The 22626-nt window shown below is 71.9% G+C and carries 11 protein-coding genes; 7 read left to right on the top strand and 4 right to left on the bottom strand.

Translation table 11 applies throughout. The features are described 5' to 3' along the window. Positions 1–2859, top strand: coding sequence for an NHLP bacteriocin export ABC transporter permease/ATPase subunit (locus ACFYQ6_RS21725; RefSeq protein WP_361580479.1), 2859 nt, complete (start codon positions 1–3; stop codon positions 2857–2859). A gap of 137 nt (positions 2860–2996) precedes the next feature. On the opposite strand, the gene tkt is transcribed toward ACFYQ6_RS21725, so the two are convergent. Further along, positions 2997–5177: a transketolase gene (tkt, locus tag ACFYQ6_RS21720; RefSeq protein WP_388764376.1), complete on the bottom strand. Its 2181-nt coding sequence runs from the start codon at positions 5175–5177 to the stop codon at positions 2997–2999. Between the two features lie 300 nt (positions 5178–5477). Here tkt and ACFYQ6_RS21715 point away from each other — a divergent pair, with 300 nt between their 5' ends. Further along, a complete protein-coding gene (locus ACFYQ6_RS21715) occupies positions 5478–7388 on the top strand; it encodes a protein kinase (protein ID WP_388764374.1) in 1911 nt (636 codons plus the stop codon). 63 nt (positions 7389–7451) lie between these two features. Here ACFYQ6_RS21715 and ACFYQ6_RS21710 read toward each other — a convergent pair whose 3' ends face one another. Next, positions 7452–9128 (bottom strand): IclR family transcriptional regulator C-terminal domain-containing protein, encoded by a 1677-nt coding sequence (locus ACFYQ6_RS21710; RefSeq protein WP_388764372.1) that lies wholly within the window; start codon positions 9126–9128, stop codon positions 7452–7454. Between the two features lie 126 nt (positions 9129–9254). Between ACFYQ6_RS21710 and ACFYQ6_RS21705 the strand changes: the two genes are divergently transcribed. The 5 genes from ACFYQ6_RS21705 (at position 9255) to ACFYQ6_RS21685 (ending at position 16463) form a co-directional block, all read left to right on the top strand. Further along, the gene (locus ACFYQ6_RS21705) at positions 9255–10025 is read left to right on the top strand and encodes a CoA transferase subunit A (RefSeq protein WP_388764370.1); all 771 of its coding nucleotides are present in this window, start codon (positions 9255–9257) and stop codon (positions 10023–10025) included. Then, on the top strand, positions 10025–10672 hold the full coding sequence (locus ACFYQ6_RS21700; protein ID WP_361580487.1) for a CoA transferase subunit B: 648 nt from the start codon (positions 10025–10027) through the stop codon (positions 10670–10672). The genes ACFYQ6_RS21705 and ACFYQ6_RS21700 overlap by 1 nt, the downstream gene beginning before the upstream one ends. Then, positions 10669–11883 carry a thiolase family protein gene (locus ACFYQ6_RS21695; protein WP_388764367.1) on the top strand — a complete coding sequence of 405 codons (1215 nt, stop codon included), beginning with the start codon at positions 10669–10671 and terminating at the stop codon, positions 11881–11883. The genes ACFYQ6_RS21700 and ACFYQ6_RS21695 overlap by 4 nt, the downstream gene beginning before the upstream one ends. A 490-nt stretch (positions 11884–12373) precedes the next feature. Further along, entirely contained in the window at positions 12374–14194 is a 1821-nt protein-coding gene (locus tag ACFYQ6_RS21690; RefSeq protein ID WP_388764365.1) for a SpoIIE family protein phosphatase, read from the top strand. 391 nt (positions 14195–14585) lie between these two features. Next, positions 14586–16463 (top strand): CocE/NonD family hydrolase, encoded by a 1878-nt coding sequence (locus ACFYQ6_RS21685; protein ID WP_388764363.1) that lies wholly within the window; start codon positions 14586–14588, stop codon positions 16461–16463. A 145-nt stretch (positions 16464–16608) separates the two neighbouring features. Here the strand turns inward: ACFYQ6_RS21685 and ACFYQ6_RS21680 are convergent, their stop codons facing one another. Further along, positions 16609–19998, bottom strand: coding sequence for a CARDB domain-containing protein (locus ACFYQ6_RS21680; RefSeq protein WP_388764361.1), 3390 nt, complete (start codon positions 19996–19998; stop codon positions 16609–16611). Positions 19999–20648: 650 nt separating this feature from the next. Then, positions 20649–22472 (bottom strand): hypothetical protein, encoded by a 1824-nt coding sequence (locus ACFYQ6_RS21675; RefSeq protein ID WP_388764359.1) that lies wholly within the window; start codon positions 22470–22472, stop codon positions 20649–20651. Between the last annotated feature and the right edge of the window lie 154 nt (positions 22473–22626).

Genomic DNA, 22626 nt, shown 5'->3' with positions numbered 1-22626 from the left:
GTGGCATCCGTACATCCCCTGGCGGGCACGCGGGCTCCCGGGCAGGACCCGGTCGTCGACGCGCTGGGAACACTCGGTTCGCCCGTCGACTGCACCGGGCTGCGGAGCCTGTCGCTGGAAGGGCCGCAGGTGCTGTGGCTGGTCGTGGCCGGCGCCCTCGACCTGTTCGCGGTGGACGCCGTGGAGCAGGGGCACTGGCACTTCCTGGGCCGTCTGGAGACGGGCGCTCTCGTGCTGGGTCCGGTCGAGGGGCCGCAGCACACCCTGGTCGGGCGCCCGCTCCAGGAGTGCGTGCTGCGCAGGATTCCGCTGCGTGAGCTGTACCGGCCGGACCACGCCGGGCAGGGGCCGTACGAGGGGCAGTACCTCAGCCACTACGACACCGGGGACGCGGCACTGAGCCTGCTCGAGCACGCCTTCTCGCTCGGGGTGGGCCGCAGCCGGCGCGTGCTGTTCGAGGCGCCTCTGGACGGGCGTTCCACCTTCGACGAGGCGGGGGGCGACGACGACGTCCTGTGGCTGCCGGTCGCGCCCGGCAGTGTGCAGTACGGCGCCGCCTTCAGCGCGGACGCCGCCGGTGACCTGCTCGTGGACGCGGCCATGTGGCAGGGGATGGTCAACCAGCAGTACCGCCTGCTGTCGGCGCTGGACCGCTGGATCGAACAGCTGGAGCGTGCCCACGAGGACCGGACCGCGGCAGGCATGAAGGCCGGCGAAGCCGTCCGCAAGGAGGCCGACCAGGCGCTGCTGACCTCGATCGGCCGGTCCGCGAAGGGCCCTTCGCGCCCGGCGGGGGCGTCGGACGACGCGGTGTACGCGGCGTGCCGCCTGGTCGCCGGGGACGCGGGCATCGTCCTCGCGGAGCCCGCCGCCGGCGGTGCGGTGAGCGACCGGATCGACCCGGTCGAGCGGGTGGCGGTCGCCTCGCGCATCCGCACCCGAGCGGTGCGGCTCGACGGACGCTGGTGGAGGGAGAACTCCGGACCGCTGGTCGGTCGCAGGGCCGCGTCAGGGGCGCCGGTCGCCCTGCTGTGGCGCCGGGGCCGCTACGAGGCGGTGAACCCGCTGACCGGACGGCGCAGCCGGGTCGACGCCGGCTCCGCGCAGGAGTTCGACGAGCGGGCCGTGATGTTCTACCGGCCGCTGCCGGAACGGCCGTTGAGCAGGTGGCAGCTGCTGCGCTTCGCCATGTTCGGCACCCGGGCCGATCTGCGCCGGCTGGTGCCGGCGGGTCTGGTGACGGTCGCACTGGGGTCGCTGGTGCCGATCGCGACGGGCAAGGTGCTGGGCGTGTACGTGCCCACCGCGCGGACGGACCTCATCGTGCAGGTCTCGGTGGCCGTGATCATCACCGGCGTCGTGTCGGCGGCGTTCACGCTGATGCAGAACCTCACGATCCTGCGGATGGAGGGGCGCATCGAGAGCACCCTCCAGCCCGCGGTCTGGGACCGGCTGCTGCGGCTGCCGACGACGTTCTTCACCGAGCGCTCCACGGGGGAGCTGGCGAGCGCCGCCATGGGGGTCAGCGCCATCCGCCGGGTGCTGTCCGGAACCGGTCCCGTGGTGGTGCAGGCGGGCACCCTCGCGGCGATGAACCTGGGGCTGCTGCTGTGGTTCAGCGTTCCGTTGGCGCTCGCCGCCGTCGCCATGCTGGTGGTCATCGCCGGGGTCTTCCTCACGATGGGCATGTGGGAGCTTCGCTGGCAGCGCCGTCTGGTCGAGCTGAACAACAAACTGAACAACCAGGCCTTCCAGACGCTGCGCGGGCTGCCCAAGCTGCGGGTCGCGGCGGCGGAGAGCTTCGCGTACGGGGCGTGGGCGGCGGAGTTCGCGCGCAGCCGTGAGCTGCAGAAGCGGGCCGGCCGGATCAAGAACCTGACGACGGTGGTCAACGCGGTCCATCTGCCGCTCTGTTCGCTGGTCGTCTTCGTCCTGCTGGCGGGCCCGGCACGCGGTTCCCTCACTCCGGCCGAGTTCCTGACCTTCAACACGGCCGTGACGATGCTGTTGACGGCGGTCACCCAGCTCACCGGGGCGTTCGTGTCGGCCGCCGGGGTACTGCCGATGTTCGAGCAGATCAAGCCGGTGCTCGACGAGGCCCCCGAGGTGCGCGGCGCCAGTACCCAGCCGGGCGAGCTGTCCGGGGAGATCGAGGCCAGGGACGTCTCCTTCCGCTACTCCGGCGACGGGCCCCTCGTCCTCGACGGGGTGTCGCTGACCGTACGGCCGGGCGAGTTCGTCGCAGTCGTGGGTCCGAGCGGCTGCGGCAAGTCGACGTTGCTGCGGCTGCTCATCGGCTTCGACAGGCCGGTCTCGGGCAGTGTCCTGTACGACGGACAGGACCTGACGGCGCTCGACCCGGCTGCCGTACGCCGCCAGTGCGGGGTCGTCCTGCAGAACGCGCAGCCGCTGGCCGGCTCCATCCTGGACTGCATCTGCGGGGCCGAGGTCTTCACCCAGGAGGAGGCCTGGGAGGCCGCCGCCATGGCGGGACTGGCCGAGGACATCAAGCGGATGCCGATGGGTCTGCACACGATGATCTCCGGCGGCGGCTCGATCTCCGGAGGGCAGCGCCAGCGGCTGATGATCGCGCAGGCGCTGGTACGGCGCCCCCGCATCCTGTTCTTCGACGAGGCCACCAGCGCACTCGACAACGAGACCCAGCGCACGGTGATCGAGAGCACGAGGTCCCTGCGGGCCACCCGCATCGTGATCGCGCACCGCCTGTCCACGGTCATGGACGCCGATCGCGTGATCGTCATGGCACAGGGGCGTGTGGTCCAGGAGGGTCCGCCCGCCGAGCTGCTCGCGGACACGGGCGGGCAGCTCCACGAACTGGTGCGGCGTCAGATGAGCTAGACCGCACGACTGGAGCAGGTGCCAGGGCGGGCGGACCAGGCCCCATCGGAGGACGCGGCCCCCTGTGAGCTTCGCCCCGGCTCGGGCCCCGTGTCCGAAGGCGGGGCCCGATCGCGGGACGCGCGGCCCGGAGGCGTTCAGGCCCGGTGCCCGCCCGGCCTGGGAGGCTCCACCGCGTCACGGATGCTGCCGCGTGCCGCCGCGGCGACCGCTTCGGCGGTGAGGCCGAACTTCTCGTACAGCGTCTGGTAGTCGGCGGAGGCCCCGTAGTGCTCCAGGCTCACGATCCGGCCGGCGTCGCCGACCACCTCGCGCCAGCCCTGGCCGACCGCGGCCTCGACGCTGACACGGGCACGCACCTCGGGCGGCAGCACCTCGTCCTGGTAGGCCACCGGCTGTTCGGCGAACCATTCACGGCAGGGCATGGAGACCACGCGTACGGCCAGCCCCTCGTCGATCAGCAGCTTGCGCGCGTCGAGGGCGATGTGGACCTCGGACCCGGTCGCCACCAGGATGACGTCGGGAGCGGATCCGGCGGCTTCCACGAGGACGTAGGCTCCGCGCGCGGCTCCCTCCGCGGGGGCGTGCACGCCGTCGTCGCGGTCGAGTACCGGCAGGTTCTGCCGGGTCAGGACGAGCCCGGCGGGCCGGTCGGTGTGTTCCAGGACGGTCCGCCAGCAGACCGCGGTCTCGTTGGCGTCGCCGGGACGCACGACGTCGAGGCCGGGGATCGCACGCAGAGCGGCCAGGTGCTCGACGGGCTGATGGGTCGGGCCGTCCTCGCCGAGGCCGATCGAGTCGTGCGTCCACACGTAGGTGGCGGGAAGCTTCATGAGTGCGGCGAGGCGGACCGCGGGGCGCATGTAGTCGCTGAAGGTCAGGAACGTGCCGCCGTAGGGGCGGGTCAGGCTCTGCAGGGCGATCCCGTTGAGTACGGCCCCCATCGCGTGCTCACGGATGCCGAAGTGCAGTGTGCGGCCGTAGGGGCCGCCCTTGAACTCCGAGGTCTGACGGTCGGCCGGGACGAAGGAGGGCTCGTTGTCCATGGTCGTGTTGTTGCTGCCGGCGAGGTCCGCCGAACCGCCCCACAGTTCGGGCAGCACCGGGGCGAGAGCGGTGAGCACCTCTCCGGAGGCCTTACGGGTCGCCATGCCCTTGGCGTCGGCCGGGAACACGGGCAGGGCGTCGGTCCAGCCGTCGGGCAGTTCCTGCTCCCGCAGCCGGTCCAGCAGAGCGGCCCTGCCGGGGTTCGCGGTGCGCCACTCCTCGTAGAACTGCTGCCAGCGCTTGTGCTCGGCCTTGCCCCGCTCCCCCACCGCCCGCGTGTGGGCCAGGACTTCGCCCTCGACGGGGAAGTACGCCTCCGGGTCGAAGCCGAGGAGCCGCTTGGTGCCGGCGACCTCCTCGTCCCCCAGCGCGGCGCCGTGGGCCTTGCCGGTGTTCCGCTTCGTCGGTGCGGGCCATCCGATGATGGTGCGCAGCATGATCAGCGAGGGCTGGGACCGTTCCGCCTTCGCGGCCTCGATCGCGGTGAACAGCGCGTCGACGTCCTCGACGTAGTCTCCGGTGCGGGTCCAGTCCACGGTCTGTACGTGCCAGCCGTACGCGGCGAAGCGGGCCGGGACGTCCTCGCTGAACGAGATGTCGGTGTCGTCCTCGATGGAGATGTGGTTGGAGTCGTAGAACGTGATGAGGTTGCCCAGCTGCTGGTGGCCGGCGAGGGACGCGGCCTCGGACGCCACGCCTTCCATCATGTCGCCGTCGGACGCCAGCACGTACACGTGGTGGTCGAAGGGGCTCGTGCCCGGCGCGGCGTCCGGGTCGAGCAGGCCCCTCTCCCTGCGGGCGGCCATCGCCATCCCTACGGCGGCGCCCATGCCCTGGCCGAGCGGCCCCGTGGTGATCTCGACGCCCCGGGTGTGCCGGTACTCCGGGTGCCCCGGGGTCGCCGAGTCCCAGGTCCGCAGGGCCTTGAGGTCCTCCAGTTCGAGGCCGTAGCCGGCGAGGTAGAGCTGGATGTAGAGCGTGAGGCTGGTGTGGCCGCAGGAGAGGACGAAGCGGTCCCTGCCCAGCCACTGGTCGTCGGCCGGGTCGTGCCGCATGATCCGCTGGAACAGCAGGTAGGCGAGCGGGGCCAGGCTCATCGCCGTACCGGGGTGGCCGTTGCCGGTCTTCTGCACGGCGTCGGCGGCGAGCACCCGCACGGTGTCCACCGCCCGTACGTCCAGCGGGGTCCAGCCGACTCGGTCGGCGACGGGGAGGGCGAGGCCGGGGTCCCGTGTCCCCGTGCTGCCGGAAGTGGATCGCTCGGGCGCCATGGTGTCGTCTCCCTCGGATGTCGCTTCTCGGTACGCCGGGGCCGGCAGAGTGCGGCTCACCATCCCTCGCATCCTCTGTTCCCTCGCCGCCGTCCGCACCCGGAGGGGGCCCGGCTGTGCGGCGGGGTCACGGTGCTCGCCGGGGGGCGGCGGACATCCGGTCCGGTGACGGTGGCGCACCTTGCCGTCGACCGGTCGCCTACCCCCGGCGGCTCCCGGCAGACCATCCCGCCACGGGCGGTTTCCCCCGCATTCACGGACTCCGGACAGCGAGGCGTACGGATGTGGCACAGTCGTGCCGTGGACGAGCTGCGGCCTCAGGATCCCGCGCGCATCGGCGCGTATCAGTTGATCGCCAGGCTGGGAGCCGGTGGGATGGGGCAGGTGTATCTGGGCCGCTCGCCCGGTGGACGGCTGGTGGCCGTGAAGGTGATCCGGGACGAGATCAGTGATCATCCGGAAGCGCTGGCCCGTTTCCGGCGGGAGGCCGCCACCGTGGAGGCCGTACGCAGCGCCGGCACCGCCCGGATGATCGAGGCGTCCCTGGACGCGGCGCCCTACTGGCTGGCCACCGAGTACGTGTCCGGCCCCACGCTGCGCGCAGCGGTGCGTGAACGCGGGCCTTTCCCGCCGGGCAGCGCACTGAAGCTCTTCGCCGCCCTCGCCGAGGGGCTCTCCGCGGTCCATGTCCACGGGGTCACGCACCGGGATCTGAAGCCGCAGAACGTGATCCTGGCGCCGCAGGGTCCGCAGTTGATCGACTTCGGGATCGCCCGCTCACTCGGGCAGACGGTGCTCACGCGCGACGGCATGGGTCCGGGGACCCCCGGGTTCGCGGCACCCGAGGTGGTCCTGCGCAACGAGGTCGGCCCGGCCGCTGACGTCTTCGCCCTGGGCGCGACGCTCGCCTACACGGCGACCGGGAGAGCGCCGTTCGGCTCCGGGGACGCGGCGTCGGTCAGCTACCGGGCGGTGCACGAGGAGATCGACGTGACCGGCGTGCCCCGCGCGCTGGCGGAACTGATCCGGGAGTGCGTCAGCAAGGACCCGGCCGACCGGCCGGATCCCGCGTCGGTGATCGCGCGGTGCGCGGTGGACTCGGCCCTCGTCACGGACGCCCACTACCGGTCGCTGAACGGGGCCGGGGCCACGGCGGTGCGCGAGGCCCGCGGCACCGCAGCCGAGGACCTCGCGACGGCGGGCGAGGACGTGAGCGGCACGGGCGAGGACGTCCGCGGCACAGGCGAGGACTTGAGAGGCGCGGGCGAAGAGGCCACGGCTGTACGGAAGGACGCCACTGCCGTCCGGGACGAGGCCACGGCAGTACGAGGGGACACCACAGCCCTACGTGCGGAGACCGGGACCGCACGGGAAAGGGCCGCGACCGCCCCCCTGCCGGCCGACGGCGGGGAGGAGCCCCACGTGTCCGCGGCGCCCTCGCCGTCGCAGGGGTCCACTCCGTACGACGGCCCTGAGCACCGTACGGCCGCGTCCCGCACCGGCCGCCGTGGGGCGATGGGCCTCGCGGCGGTCGCTGCGGCGCTGGCCGCGTCCGTGACCGCCTGGCTCCTCTCGGGGCAACCGGACGGCGGGGCGGACGGGGCGAAACCGACGGCCGGGGCGGGACGGAGCGCGGGCGCGGAGGGGACGGGCGGGCCCACCTCCGCCGCACCGGCCTCGGGCCCGCCGGACCACATCGTCAGCGACCGTGAGTCACGGGACCGCTGGACCTTGTCCGACGACCCCTGGCAGGCGGCCCAGGGCATCGGCTCCTGCGAACTGTCAGGCCTCGACACGGCCTCGCTGCCGGCGAACCTGAACTCCTCCGTCTCGCACACCACCGGGTCCGACACCGCCTCGGTGCGACTGCGGCCGGAGAAGGCGGGCCGGGGAAAGCGGCCCGCGCCGTACTACGTGGCCGTCGGTGTGCGGCCTCCTCACGGGACCGACCCCGCCACGGGCCGCCCCACCCGGGCCGTCGGCAAGGGGATCGGCTTCACCAGCAAGCCCGTCGACGTCTTCTCGGAATGGTCCTCGGGCGGCACGATCACCTTCAGGTACCCCGAGGACTTCCGTGGCCACTTCGGCGACCGGACCGTCGATGCCATTCCCGTGGGCGACGACAGGGGTGACTGGACCGTGGTGCTGTACCACGTGGAGGGCGGACCCTCCGATGTCACCTCCGTCGTGTGCAACGGCTTCCACGCCTGAGGCCGCGTCGGACCGGCGGTCGCCCGAGGCAGGGCGCGCGGCGGCCGGTTCCTGCACACCCGCTCACACCACGGCCACGTCGGTGTAGCGGGACGCGACGTGCAGTTCGGACTCGATGCTCCCCGCCGTGACGAGGAGTTGGGGCAGCACCTGCTCCAGGCACTCCTCGACGGTCCGGCTGCTGCTGTGCATGGCCACGTTGATCGCGGCGACCGTCGCACCGGCCCGGTCCCGGACGGGGACCGAGACCGAGCGCAGGCCGGCCTCGAGTTCCTCGTCGACCAGGGCGTACCCCTGGGCGCGCACCTGGTGCAGCACGGCCTCGAGTTCGGTGCGGCGGGTGAGCGTGTGCGGGGCCAGCGGACGCAGTTCGGCGTGGGCGAGGACGGTTCTGAGCCCGTCGCCCGGCAGTCCGGCCAGCAGGACGCGGCCCAGCGAGGTGGCGTAGGCGGGGAAACGCGTGCCGACGGTGATGTCGACGTTCATGATGCGGTGGGTGGCGGCACGCGCCGTGTACTGCACGGAGTCGTCCACGAGGACGGCCAGGGAAGCGGAGTCGTGGATCCGGCCGGCCAGCGCGGCGAGATGCGGTTGGGCGATCCGGGGCAGGGTGATGCGGGAGAGCGACGGGTACCCGAGCGCCAGGACGCGCGGTGTGAGCCGGTGCCCGCGTCCGTCGGCCGTGACGTAGCCCAGGTGTTCGAGGGTGATCAGCGCCCGGCGCGCGGAGGCACGGGACAGGCCTGTGGCGCGGGCGAGGTCACTGAGGGTCGGATCCGGGCCTGCGCCGTCGAAGGCCGTGATGACGGTGAGGCCCCGGGCGAGGGACTCGATGAACTCCCGGCCCAGTTCCTGCTTCGAGGCCGCCGTCCACGAGGCGAGGGGCCCCGGGACGGGCGCGGAACCGGGCCCCGGGACGGGCGCGGGGTCCTCCCGGAGCCGCGCCGCCATGGCCGCCGCGGCGTCGAGCAGCCGCGGCAGCAGGCTCTCGCGCAGCCCTCGCGCGGTGTGCCGGCTGGTGTGGCTGACCACGCTCAGCGCGCACACGGTGCCTCCGGCGGTGTCGCGTACGGGTACGGAGAGAGCGAGGAGGCCGGGCTCGATCAGCTGGTCGTCCAGCACCCAGCCGTCGCTCCGCGCCGCCTCCACCCGCTCCTCGAAGAGATCGTCCGCCGGGGAGGGGCGCGCGGGCAGCGACGGGAAGGCGGCTCCCTCCGGGTCCGAGGTCCGCCTCTCCCGCCAGGACTGCCACTCCTGCGGCCCCCAGTGGGTCGCGAAGAGCGTGCCGGGCCCCGTGCGTTCGGCGGGCAGCAGGTCCCCGATGCGGAAGCGCAGGGACATCGCCCGGCGCCGGATGGCCTGGTGCACGAAGCGGATGCCCCCGCCGTCGGGCACCGCGAGGGACACGGATTCGTCGAGCTCGCCCGCGAGGGCGTCCACCTCCTCCCCCAGGAGTCCGGGGATACGGACCGAGGACAGGTAGGCGTTGCCCAGTTCCATGAGGCGCGGGGCGAGGGTGACGGTCCGGCCGTCGATGCGGACGTACCCCGTGCGGGCCAGGGTGAGCGTGACGCGGTCGACGGTGGAGCGGGCGAGCCCGGTGGCCCGCTCCAGCTCGCTGAGGCTGAGGGAGCCGTCGGCGTCGGTCAGCCGGCGGAGCACGGCGATGCCGCGCATGAGCGGGGCGACGGCCTCCGGGGGCGTCTCGGCGCCCGGCTGTGACGTTCCGGTCGGTGCCATCTGTCTCTCCGTCGGGTGGGGCGGCAGGGGCCGGGACCGTTGACAGGGCTCCGATCCGGGCGGCAGACTCATCGCATCATAGTGAAGGAAACTTCACTATGCGAACACTAATGGATGGACGGTCCCATGGACAAGGTGGTCGCGTCTGCGGCGCTGGCCGTCGCCGACGTGCCGGACGGCGCCTCGGTGGCGGTGGGAGGCTTCGGTCTCAGCGGTGTGCCGAACGTGTTGATCGATGCCCTGTACGCGAGCGGAGTCAGCGGGCTCGGCGTCGTGTCCAACAACTGCGGAGCGATGGACTCCGGGCTCGCGGTGCTGCTCTCCGCCGGACGCATCAGCCGGGTCACCGGCTCGTACATCGGCGGCAACCAGGAGTTCGCACGGCAGTACCTCGGGGGCGAGCTCGAGCTGGAGCTGATCCCCCAGGGCACTCTGGCCGAGCGGCTGCGGGCGGGTGGCGCGGGGATACCCGCCTTCTACACGCCCGCGGGTGTGGGCACGCAGGTCGCCGAGGGCGGACTGCCCTGGCGCTACGACAGTGAGGGCGGCGTCGCCGTGGCCTCGCCGCCCAAGGAAGTACGCGACTTCGACGGCACCGCGTACGTCCTGGAGCACAGCATCCGCACCGACTTCGCCCTCGTCAGGGCGGCGAAGGGCGACCGGCACGGCAACCTCGTCTTCAACAAGTCCGCGCGCAACTTCAACCCGCTCGCCGCCATGGCCGGCCGCGTCACCGTCGCCGAGGTGGAGGAGCTGGTGGAGCCTGGCGAGATCGACCCGGACCATGTCCACCTGCCCGGCATCTTCGTGCAGCGGGTCGTGGCGCTCACCCCCGAGCAGGCCGTGGACAAGAAGGTCGAGAAGCGGACGATCACCGAGCGGGAGGCACGGGACTGATGGCCTGGAACCGGAACGAGATGGCCGCCAGGGCGGCGGCCGAGCTGCGCGACGGCGAGTACGTCAACCTCGGCATCGGGCTGCCGACGCTGATCCCCAACCACCTGCCCGAGGGCGTGCACGTCGTCCTGGAGTCCGAGAACGGCATCCTGGGCACCGGCGCCTTCCCGTACGACGAGGACGTCGACCCCGATCTGATCAACGCGGGCAAGGAGACGGTGACCGTCAGGCCGGGGGCCTCGTTCTTCGACTCGGCGCTCTCCTTCGGCATGATCCGCGGCGGCCACATCGACACCGCGGTGCTGGGCGCCATGGAGGTCTCCGCCCGGGGCGACCTCGCCAACTGGGCGGTGCCGGGAAAAATGGTGACCGGGATCGGCGGGGCCATGGACCTCGTGCACGGGGCCCGCCGTGTCATCGTGACCATGACGCACACCGCCAAGGACGGCAGCCCGAAGATCGTCGAGGAGTGCTCGCTGCCGCTCACCGGCAAGGCGTGCGTCCACCGTGTCATCACCGACCTCGCCGTGCTCGACGTGACGGAGGACGGACTGGTCCTGGTGGAGACCGCCCCCGGCGTGAGTGAGGCCGAGGTGCTCGCGAGGACGGCCGCTCCTGTCCGCACGGCCGTGAGGATCGCGTCATGAGCTTCCGCCCGCGTGATGTCTACGTCGTCGATGCGGTCCGGACCCCGATCGGCAGGTACAACGGGGCGCTCGCACCCGTCCGGCCCGACGACCTCGCCGCCCACGCCGTCCGCGCGCTGCTCGACCGCACCCCGGAGCTCGACCCGTCGCGCATCGGTGACGTGGTGCTCGGCAACGCCAACGGCGCCGGTGAGGACAACCGCAACGTCGGCAGGATGGCCGCGCTCCTCGCGGGTCTGCCGGTCTCCGTGCCGGGAGTCACCGTCAACCGGCTCTGCGCCTCAGGCCTGGAGGCGGTCGTGCACGCGGCGCGCGCCGTGGCGCTGGGGGACCACTCGCTCGTGGTGGCCGGCGGCGTCGAGTCGATGACCCGCGCTCCTTACGTCCTGCCCAAGAGCGACCGTGCCTTCCCTGCCGGGCACCCCGAGATGTTCTCGACCACCCTGGGCTGGCGCATGGTCAACCCACGGATGGATCCGCAGTGGACGGTGCCGCTCGGCGAGAGCGCCGAGCTGATCGCGGAGAAGCACGACATCAGCCGTGAGCAGCAGGACGAGTTCGCCCTCGCGTCCCATCGGAAGGCCTCGGCGGCGCGGGCGGCCGGACTGTTCGACGACGAGATCGCGCCGCTGGCGATCCCGCGCCGCAAGGGCGACCCGCTCGTCGTGGACCGTGACGAGTGCATCAGGGACGACGCCTCGCTGGAGGCGATGGCCAGGCTCCGTCCGTCGTTCCGTACGGAGAACGGGACCGTCACCGCGGGCAACTCCTCCCCGCTGAACGACGGTGCGGCCGCCCTGCTGCTGGCCGACGAGGAAGGGCTGCGGGCCACCGGCCGCGAGCCGCTGGCCCGGATCACGGCGTCCGCGGTGTCCGCGAACGAGCCCCACTACTTCGGACTGGCGCCCGTCGAGGCCGTGAACAGGGCCTTGGAGCGCGCCGGCCGGACCTTCGCCGATCTCGCGGCGCTCGAACTCAACGAGGCCTTCGCGGCCCAGGTTCTGGGCTGCGTCGCCGAGTGGCCCGACCTCGACCCGTCGGTGCTCAACCCGCGCGGCGGGGCGATCGCGATCGGCCACCCGCTCGGCGCTTCGGGGGCGCGCCTGGCCGGGTCCATCGCCCACCAGCTCAAGGCCGCCGGTTCCGGAGTCGGCGTGGCGACGCTGTGCATCGGCGTGGGGCAGGGTTCCGCACTCGTACTGGAGAGGTGATCCCCTCAGGGTGAGCCGTGCCGGCCGGGCGGAACCCCGCCCAGGCCGGTACCGGCGACGATCGTGACGCAGTGCGGTGGGCACGGGTGCGGTGGGCACGGGTCCGGGGGGACGGATCCGGGGGGGGCACGGGTCCGGGGGGGGTACGAATGCGCTCGGCCGCGGAGGGGAGCCGTTCTCCCGATTCCGTACGCGCCGGCCGCTCCCCCGCGCGGGTCCGTACAGCCATGGAGTCCCTCCCGAGCGGCGGAACGGGCGTGCCGGATGAATGATGAACAGGTGTTGTGGTGCCGCGGGCAGCCCTGGTCTTTCGCCGGGCGGTCCCGGCCCGGCTCCGGTCACGAAGCGGAAGGCATGAGCGCATGGCCCCCCAGACGGCGTCCACGGCGGTGGACCAGGTGCCGCAGGCGTCGCCACTGCCGGCACGGTGCGCCGGCCACCTGGCGCCTGCGGGCACCGCTGCCTGCTCGGACAGGGCGGGGGCCTTGAGGTGAGGTCCTCGGACGGGCTGCTGGAGACCGCGATGATGCGTACGGTCTTCGACAGCTTGGGCGCGGGCGTGTTCGTCACCGACACCGCCGGCCGGCTCACCGCCTGCAATCCCCGCTCGCAGGAGCTCCTCGACCGGCCGCAGGAGCAGATGCTCGGGCAGGATCTGCACGATCTCCTGCACCGCGGACGGGACGGTGGCCCGATCCCGCGCGGCGAGTGCAGCCTGCTGGCCGTCCTGAGGAACGGGCGCCCGACCGAGGGCAGCGAGGATCTCCTCCTGAAGGGCGACGGCAGCCTGGTCCCGATCATCTGGGCCGCCACGCCGCTCCGGCACCAGGGGCGGATGGAAGGCGCGGTCATCGTCTTCCACGACTTCAGCCTGCACCGCGACGCCGCCGAGCAGACCGCCGCCTACCTCGCCGCTCTCGAGGGGCTCACCGCCCGTCTGACGATGGTGGCCGAGGTCTCGACGGTGCTCATCTCCACCCTGGACACCACGGAGATGCTGAACAGGCTGATCGGTCTGCTGGTGCCGGACATGGGTGACTGGGCCGCGATCGACGCCTGTGCGGAAGGGGAGACAGGGGGACTGCGGCGCGTCGCGGTGCGTGCGCCCGGCGACCAGGGGGCGGCCGAAGCGCTCACGGGCCCTCTGCCGTCCCTGGACGAATCCACCCGTTCGGCGGTGATGCGGGCACTGCGCAAGGCGCGGCACGTCGTGCTGGACGCGGACGCCCTGACGCAGGAGCCTGACACCCCGCTCGCCCGGGCCCACCGCGCGCTGTTCGACCGGCTGGGCGGCAACTGCGCGGTCGTGGTGCCCCTGCACACCCGCAGGCAGGTCTTCGGGGCGCTGACCGTGGCGCGGGTCGCGCCGGACTCCTCGTACACCGACGCCGAACTGTTCATGCTCACCGACATCGCGCGACGCGCCGGCCTCGTCATGGAGGCCGCCCAGCTGTTCGAACAGCAGCGGCACGTCGCGGAGACCATGCAGCGGCAGCTCCTCACTCCCCTGCCGCAGGTCGACCACCTGCACCTGGCGGCCCGGTACCGGCCTGCCGAGAGCGCCGCGGAGATCGGCGGGGACTGGTACGACTCCTTCCTCCTCGGCGACGGGGTGCTGACGATGGTCATCGGGGACGTTGTCGGCCACGATCTGAAGGCCGCGGCCCACATGGCGGAGGTCCGCAACATGCTGCGCGCCCTGGCCTGGGACAGGACCGAACCTCCGAGCCTGATCATGCGCCGCCTGGACGAGGCCATGACCCACACCAGCGACGCCCCCATGGCCACCTGCGTCTTCGCCCGCATCGAGGGCCCGGAGGGCGGACCCTGGCAGTTCCACTGGGTCAACGCCGGCCACCCCCCGCCGCTCCTGATCACCCCCGAGGGGCAGACCCGCTTCCTCGAAGGAGGTCACGGGCCGCTCCTCGGTCTCAGCTCTGCCCTGCACCTCGGGCTGGGCTGGCCCGACGCCCGCGCGGACCTGCCGCCCGGCTCGACCCTCCTGCTCTACACCGACGGGCTCGTCGAGAGCCGCAACCGCGACATCGAAGCCGGCTTCGCCTCTCTGCGCCGGCACGCCGGAGCCCTCGCGGGCCAGGACGTCGAGGACTTCCTCGACGAGCTGCTGCGGCGCATGGACCCCGGTGGCGACGACGTCGCGCTGCTGGTCCTGCGCCTGCCACCGGCCGGGATCCCCGTCGACGACGAGGCACCGCCGCAGCACGCGCACAGCCCGGCTGCCACCGATCGCGGCGCGCCCGGGTCCCGGATCGAGGGCACACCCGTGCGGGACACCTCCGAACCGGCCTGACCACCGCACCACGCCCCGGGCGCACGGGGATTCGGAGCCACGCCCGGTCGATCCGGCGTGGCTCCCCGCATCTCCGCCGTGGTGGGAGCCGCCTTCGGGCGGTGGGAGCCGCCTTCGGGCACGCTCGCGGCGGGACTCACCGCCCCGCCGCCGCGCCCTCCGCGTGGCTGAGGGATCCTCAGATCCGTAACACGCGGGATACACGTGCCTGTTGAAGCTTTCTCCTGGTGATCATAGAATCGCTCGCCGTCGGCCCCGGTTCGCGTCCGCGACCGCGACCCCGCTGTGCGGACGCGCGCGACCACCGCCGCGGCCTCTCACCACGGGCCGGGGTCCGCTGCTCGGCCTGCACCACTGCGAAACCCCGTATCCACCCAGCCGGGAGAAGCATGTGAGAGCACGTCGCACGGCCAGATGGGCCGCCTCCGCCCTGGTCACCACCCTCGCGTCGACCGGCGCCCTCGCCGGTCCCGCAGCCGCCTCCGGGCCCGCTGTCCCGCCCACCCGCACGGTAGCGGTCGCCACCGCGACCGACCCCGTCGGCCACGAGGAGAACGACCGCGTTCCCGAGGGCTCGCTCTGGACGCAGCACTACTTCCCGTCGTCGGACCGGTCCGGCACCGAGCTGCACGCCGACGTACTGCTGCCCGAGAACCTGCCCAGGCGGGCGAAGGTGCCCGTCATCCTGTCCGTCGGCCCGTACTTCGGGCACTCGGGGCAGTCCGGCGTGGAGGGCTGGACCCACACCGGCCCCTCCGCCCGCTTCCAGGACTTCATCGAAGGCACCGACCTGTTCGACCAGGGTTACGCCTTCGTCATGGTGGACCTGCGCGGCTTCGGCGGCTCCACCGGCTGCCTCGACTGGGGCGGCCCCGGCGAACAGGCCGATGTGAAGGCCGCGATCGACTGGGCCGCGAAACAGCCGTGGTCCACGGGTGCCGTGGGTCTGTACGGGAAGTCGTACGACGCCGTGACGGGGCTCATCGGCAACAACCTGGACCAGCGCGCGCTCAAGGCGGTCGTGGCGCAGGAGCCCCTCTGGGACATGTACCCGTACATCTACTCCAACGGGGTCCCCCGCCCGAACGTCACCGGCACCGCCAACGCCTACAACTCCATCGCCACGCAGTCCCAGATGGCGGACGACGACGCACGCTACCTGGCGAACTCGCGTTACGAGCGGAGCCATCCGGAATGCCTGACGGACAACGCCGCCGGATACCGGATCGCCGACCGGGACGACGCGTTCTGGACCGCCCGCGATCTGGCGAAGTCGGCCAGGGGCACCGACACCCCGCTCTTCGTGACCCAGGGTTTCATCGAGAACAACACGAAGCCCGAGGAGATGCAGGAGTACCTCGACAACCACAAGGGGCCGGAACGCGGCTGGGTCGGCCAGTGGGATCACGTACGCGGAGGGGACCGCACGAGCGACGGCAGACTGGCCATGGGCCGTGAGGGGTGGTACGACGAGACCCTCGCCTTCTACGACCAGTACCTCAAGGGCGTCCGCCCGGCGGTCCGCTACCCGGCCTACTCCGTCGAGGACTCCACCGGCGCCTGGCGCGGACAGAAGACCTGGCCCGTCGTGGACCACTCCGTCACCCTCCCGCTCGGCGGCGGATCGTACGTCGACGACGGCGGGGTCTCTGCGCTCGCGGCCCTGGCGGCCTCGGGCATCCCGGAACCGAGGGCGAGCGCGCAGCCTTCGGGGCAGTGGGACATGGAGAACGCCCCCGCCACGGACCCGGTGGCTCCCAAGAGCCTCACCGAAGGGCTCACGCGACTCCAGGAGGCCGGTTCGGTCACGTCGAGCTTCTTCGTGTGGTCGAAACCGCTCGAACGGGCCGTGCGCGTCACCGGAACCCCGCAGATCTCCCTGACCGCCGAGGGGCAGGGCAACGTCATGCTCAAGCTGTACGACGTCGCGCCGGACGGCAGCGCCGTCATGTTCGACGAGCAGGTGTCGCTGCTGACCTCCGGACGGCTCCGGGTCGACCTCAAGGCGACCGACTGGACGCTGGCGGCGGGTCATGTCCTGGCCGTGGAGATCGGTTCGATCAGGACCGGGTCCTGGCGTGACACGCCGTCCGGTGAGACCGTCCGGGTGGAGAACGGGCGGCTCCGGCTGGCCCTGGACGACCCGGCCGACGACGTCGCGACCGGCGGGGCCCGCTCTCCGTATCTGGACACCTATCTGCGCCAGTACACGGTGGACCTGCCGGCCGGCGCCCCCACCTTCACGGTGGTCCCGGGCGGTCGCCTCTGACTCGGGAGCCGGCCAGGACGGCCTCCTGAACGCGACGCGGAACGCACTCCCGGCCGGCACGCCTCGGTGGCGTGCCGGCCGGGGCCCTGCCCCTTTCCAGGAGCGGGGTTCCGGGTGCCTGCCCCTTTTCCCGAGGGGCCCGGGTCTACCTCCGGCCGGCCGCCGTCCCGGCACCGCCGTTGATGACGAACTGTGAGCCCGGTTCGATCACGACGTCGCCGTCGGCCGAGCCGGTGACGGTCACGTCGGTCAGGGTCGCGCTGCCCCGCGCTCCCCCGTGGGCCAGGATTCCGGATCCGTTGAGGGAGTCGGTGATCCGCACCCGCTGGATCTGCGCGCCCGGGACAGCTCCTCCCCCGGACTTGAACTGGATTCCGTCGTAGGTCGAGTCATGGATGTCGGTGTCACGGATCGTGACACCGGGGATGTCCTGCCCGGCCGCGAACAGGGTGATGGCGCCGAACTCCTGGGCCTCGCCCCAGAACGCGCCGCCCGTGCGGTGGAGCGCGTTGCCGGCGATCAGGGTCTGCCCGGAGAAGGGCAGGGGGTCGTGGTCCGTCGCCAGCATGATGCCGGGGTAGTTCATCGTGTCGGAGATGATGTTGTTCTCGATCGTGTTGCCGTAGCCTCCGTAGACGGCGATTCCGTTGGCCCTCCAGGGCAGTTGGATCGTGTTGTTGCGGAAGTGGTTGTCGTGGCCGACGTCCACCGACGGATCCTTCACGTACTTGCTCGACCAGACGGCCAGGGCGTCATCGCCGGTGTTCCTGAAGGAGGAGTTGAAGACCGTCGAATTACGGGTGCCGTTGGCGAAGTTGATGCCGTCCGCATAGGTGTTCCGGATCCGCATGCCGGTGAACTCGAGTCCGTCGCCCGGCCCCCAGAGCTCCTGGATGTTGGCGTAGTCGCGCCCCGCCCACACACCGACGTTCGCGTGCTCCAGCCACACGTTCGTGATCTTGGTGTCCTTGCCGAAGCGCCCGTTGAGGGCCACTCCGCCCTCGGCGTCGCCGTCCCCGCCCCGGATGGTGCCCGAGCCGAAGATCGCCAGGTCCGAGATCTTCGTGTTGTCGTCGATGTCGAAGCCGAAGTTCCCCTCGTGCGGGTGGTTGATGCCGCCCGCGTCCTGGGGCGGGGTGAGGGTGTAGAGCTGGGAGTGCCACATGCCGGCGCCCCGTATCGTGACGTCCCTGATGCCGACCTGGTTGAACTCGCCCCGGTTCAACGGGTCGTCGGTGAGGATCTTCTGCTCCTGCCGCCACTGCCCCGGCGGGATCCACACGCAGCCGATGTCACCGTTCTGGTCGGCTGTCACGGCGCGCTGGAGGGCGTCCGTGTCGTCGATGCCGTCGTTCGGAACCGCTCCGTAGGCGGTGATCGAGGTGCAACCGGCCGGCTGGCCGGCCGCCGGCGCCACCTGTTCCAGGTCGACGAGGTCGATGATGTAGAAGGAGGCCGAGTCGCCCGCGTCGCGCTGGAGACGGAACGTGGTCCCGGCGGGGTAGGTCCGGCCGAGCAGGGCGTTGGACTCGTCGAACAGCCTGCGGGCATCCGCCTGGGGCCGGTTGGTCAGGCCTTCCGGGCTGTCCGTGTCGCCGTAGAGCCAGCTGTGCTTGGAGGAGAGCGTCAGCTTCCTGACGAAGGCGTCGTCGATGTACAGGCTGATGGTGGCCTCGGCCCCGCCGCCCCCGGCGGCGTCGGGCACGGAGTTGCGTACGACGATCGAGTTCGAGGGGACGGTCGAGGTGATCTCGACGTACTGACCGGTGCTGTTGAGCCGGACCGACTCGCGGCCCGAGGACTCGGTGGCGAAGTTGGTGTGACCGAAGGTGCGTTCACGGTCGGCCTTGAGCAACGTTCCTTGGTAGGAACCCTGTTCGGCCTCGTACTCGGTGTACGGGACCGCGGCGCCGCGGCCGACCACGATGGCGCGCGAGAAGATGTTGTTGTTCTCGTCGGTCTCGGTGAGCAGACCCGTCGCGTCCGCGGTGGCGGTGAGGTTGGCACCACCGCTCTTCGCGGTCCAGCTCCCGCTGACCGGCACGGACACCGTACCTCCGGCGGGAATGCCGCCGGTGGTGCCGTTCAGCGTGGTGGTCTCCACCAGGAGACGGGTGACCGTCGAGGACGTCACCGCCGCGGTACCGCGGTTGCGGACGGAGACGGTGAACGTGACGGCCGCGCCCACCGCGGGATTCGACGGGCTGGACGTGATGCCGAGCACCTCGAGGTCGGGGCCGGGGCTCTGCCCCACGACGAGCTTCGAGGACGCGGTGGCACTGTTGTTGCTGTTGTCCTTCTCCACGATCGTGTCGGTCGGGTCGACGGCCACGGACACGCCGTACGTGCCCATGGGCCGCCTGCCCACGTCGACCCGCACCGTGGCCGAGCCTCCGGCCGCGAGGGCCGCCACGGGCGCACTGCCGGCGACCACACCTTCGAGGCTGACGGCGACCGTCGTCGCGGCGGCGGACGCCGTGCCGATGTTGCGCACGGTGGTGCTGACGGTGACGCTGTCGGCCGACGACGGGGAGGCGGGTGACCAGGTGGGTTGGGAGACGGTCAGATCAGGGTTGGGGGCGGCGGTTCCGACCACCTGGATCTCCGCCACCTGGGCTCCGGGAGCGCCGGTGTTCGAGAAGAACTTGAGCTGCACGTCCGCGTACCGTCCGTCGACCGGGATCGTCACCGTGTTCTGGTTCCCGGAAGGGCTGAACGTGCGGTCTGAGCGCTCCACGACCGAGGCGAAACCGGTGGCGGACTGCGCGCGGCCGAGCACCTGCACGCTCTGGGTGCGGGTCGACCACGCCGGGTCCGGGGAGAGCTTCACGACGACGGCCTCGACATCGGCGTCGGCACCGAGCTTCACCGTCAGTGTCGAGGGGTGCCCGTCCGACTCCCAGTACGTCCCGGTCCTGCCGTCGTTGGCGTTGGCCGCCACGTAGGTCTGCGCGTACGACGACGCCTCGATCGGCTTGTTCAGCGCCAGGTCGGAGCCGCTCGCGGGCGGCGGTCCGGTGTCCTCGTCGCCGTAGACCTCCAGTTGGGAGAGCTGCGCGGCGTTCCAGCCGGTGTTGGCGGTCACCTGCACACGGATGTACCGCACCTGCGTCGCGGTGAATGCGACGGTGACGGTGTTGCCCGTCGAGGGGGTGAACACCCGGGCGGCGGAGTCGGACAGGGCGGTGAAGCCGCTGCCGTCGGTGCTTCCCTGGATGGCGAGGGTCTGGGTCCGCGCCTCCCACGTGGCCGGCAGTTTCAGGACCACCCGGTCCACGTCGAACCGGCCGCCCAGGTCGATCCGTACCCACTGCGGGAAGCTGCCGGGGCTCTCCCAGTACGTCTGCTGGCTGCCGTCGGTGACGTTCGACGCCGGATAGGCGCCGTGCGCCCCGCTGGTCGTCGCCGGCTTACCGAGGGCCAGGTCCGTGCTCCGGACGGCCGCCGCCGCGGTGACCGGCAGGAGCCCGACGGTCATCAGCGCGGCTGTCACCGCACCGGCGACGAACTGCCATCCGAGTTGTCTCCATCTCATGCTGTCCTCTGTTCCGTGGGACTCGGCGCCGACAGGACGCGCCGGCTCGCGCCTGTCGTCCGGACGCGCGGGCGTCGGAGGGCGGGCGTGGGCCGGTGCGGGCTGGCGGTACACCGATGGGGAGAAGATCCAGGACGCCGGCAGGAGGGCGAGCATCGACCTGCCGGGAACTCGCGCGTACAACCTAGGATTTTGAGCAATCCGGTCAATATTTTGCGGTGCTGAGGTGACAGGTTTCTAGCAGGGCACAGTTTTGTCAACGGCCCTCACAGCGGCACCACACGCACGTCCACTGTTCGCGCAGCTCAAAGGCGCCAGGCGTGTCAGGACGCGTGCCGGGGACGCACAGAAGCTCGCAGCGCCACGGTCGACGCACAGGACGCAGACATGGGCGCGCTCACCAGGGGGCGCCCCCGGGCGGCGCGGGGCGATCCGGGAGCCGTAAGGGCAGGGCTGATCAGGCTTTCAGGGCCCAGGGAGCGACAGAGGGGGCGGGCGTCGCCGCTCGGCACGATGTTCGGACACGGCGGGCCGCCGCGCGGAGGCTCGGACACGGCGGGCCGCCGCGCGGAGGCTCGGACACGGCGGGCCGCCGCGCGGAGGCTCGGACACGGCGGGCCGCCGCGCGGAGGCTCGGGGACCCGCCCGCGTCAGCGGCTGCCGGGGTCCCAGTCCCGCAGGGCGGCCCGGAGAGCGAGCCGGCTGTCCCAGTCGGTGAAGAACCGGATGCGCCGGTCCAGCACCAGCTCCAGGTCCTGCCGGGCACGGGCGCTGCGTGCGGTGCCTGCGGCGAGGGCCCGTCCGCGTTCGGCGGGGACGCGGCCGAAGTCCAGCAGCCCCCACACCACGGCGACCATGCCGGCGACCAGACCGAGCCACAACAGCGCACCGTCCAGAAGGAAGGGTGCGAGGACGAGAGCGGTTGCCCCGCCCGCCGGTCCACCGATCCGGCGCGGCTGATTACGCCCCACGCCACTGGCCTCGGTCTCGGCACGCGTGCGCAGTTCGGAGGTCAGCCGCTCCGCGAGTTCCTGCTCGTCGACGGGAACGGTGAGATCGGCGGGCAGCTCGGCACTCCAGCCCTCGATCGTGACGGTGACCGTCCGGGGCCTCAGCCGGCGCGACTCCTGTGCCATCTCCTCGGCCGTGGTACGGAGATCGTCCAGCACCGTCATGAGCACGAGCCGCCGGGCCTCGTCCCCCAGAGCGATCAGGCGCGGCCGGAAGACGGCGTGGTCGAGGAGGGACCCGACGTCCATGACCTCGGCGTCCGCCTGGATGAGCCGGTCGTACTCCCGCTGGGCGGCCTTCTCGTCCCCCTCGTGCGCGATGAAGTGGTTCCAGCGTTCGATCGTCGCGTGCATCGCGGCCTCGTCCGGCTCCATGTGGTCGATGAGCCTGTCGAGGGCTGCCTCCGTGTACGGGAACCGCTGCCGCACGCCGGGCGGTGTGGCGGCGCGGGGCGGTGTGGCGACGCGGGGCGGGAACTCCTTGCGCAGGTGGGCGAGGGTCGCCTTCGTGACTCCGGCGAGCTGCAGGCCCTGCCGGAGATCCGGCCACTGGGCGCACGCCCGGTCGAAGGGGGAGTACGCGTCGCCCGGAAGCGTCAGGAGGCCCTGCAACTGCTGTCGCCACCGTCCACCGCCCGCTCCGGACGCCTCGCGGACGGACGCCGCGTCAGCTCCCCAGCGCTCCATGGCCCGTCGGACGTGGCCGTGGGCCTGCTCGCCGAGCTCCAGCTCGGCCACGGCATCGAGCGCGGCGAGGAAGTCGCCGCCGAGCCGCTTCGGGTCGGTCTCCCGGAGGTAGCCGTCCATCCGCTCCCCTGCTCGGGCCTGGTCCCTTGCCTTCGCCGCGCCCAGGGCGAGGAAGAGATGTGTCCTGCCCGGCGCCAGGTCCTGGGCCCGGCGCGCGGCGCCTGCCTCCAGCTCCTCGTTGCCCGCGAGGCGTGCGGAGAGTGCGAGCGCGGCATGGGCGAGCCAGAAGTCCGGTTCTTGGAGCAGGTGTTCACGTATGGCGCGGTCCAGGTCGGTGGTGTCGATCGAGCCCTGCCGGACCGTGTCGGGACCGATGCTCCGGACCAGCCGCCGGACCAGATCGCGTATCCGGCGGCGCCCGCCGAAGGCCGCACGCCGTTCTTCGTTGAGCCGGCTCAGCTCGAACCGCGCCGTGAGCACCGCGTGGTCGCGTTCGTACTGTTCCCGGAGGTCGGCGACATCGGTGACGACCTGGTCGATTCGTGAACGCTCCTCGTCGAAGCGGCTCTCCAGTGAGTCCGTCCTCGAACCCACGGAACGCAGCTGTCCGGCGAGGGGCTTCGTCCGGCCGTCGAGCTCCTCGTGCTTCCGGGACAGCTCGGCGAGCCGTTTCCCCAGAGCTTCCAGTTCGGATGCGCGCCCCCGCATGAGCTCATGCAGCTTCTTGAGCTCCTCATCAGGATCCCACTGAGGTGCCCTGCGCGACGGCTCACTCACTGCGCTCCCCCCTTCACCCTGCCTGCACGTACTTTCGGACAGCACGCGGGCACCACACAAGAGCGCGTGAAGGTACGGCGGGTGCGCCCCCCGGCAGCGTCCGTCGCACCGATCTCGATTGGCAGGATTCAGTCACCGGGCGACTACGCCATGG

Source organism: Streptomyces sp. NPDC005494 (genome assembly GCF_042872025.1).
In the GTDB taxonomy this organism is placed as follows: domain Bacteria; phylum Actinomycetota; class Actinomycetes; order Streptomycetales; family Streptomycetaceae; genus Streptomyces.
Note: the sequence above shows the minus strand (reverse complement) of the source record. Positions and strands in the feature narration are given on the sequence as shown.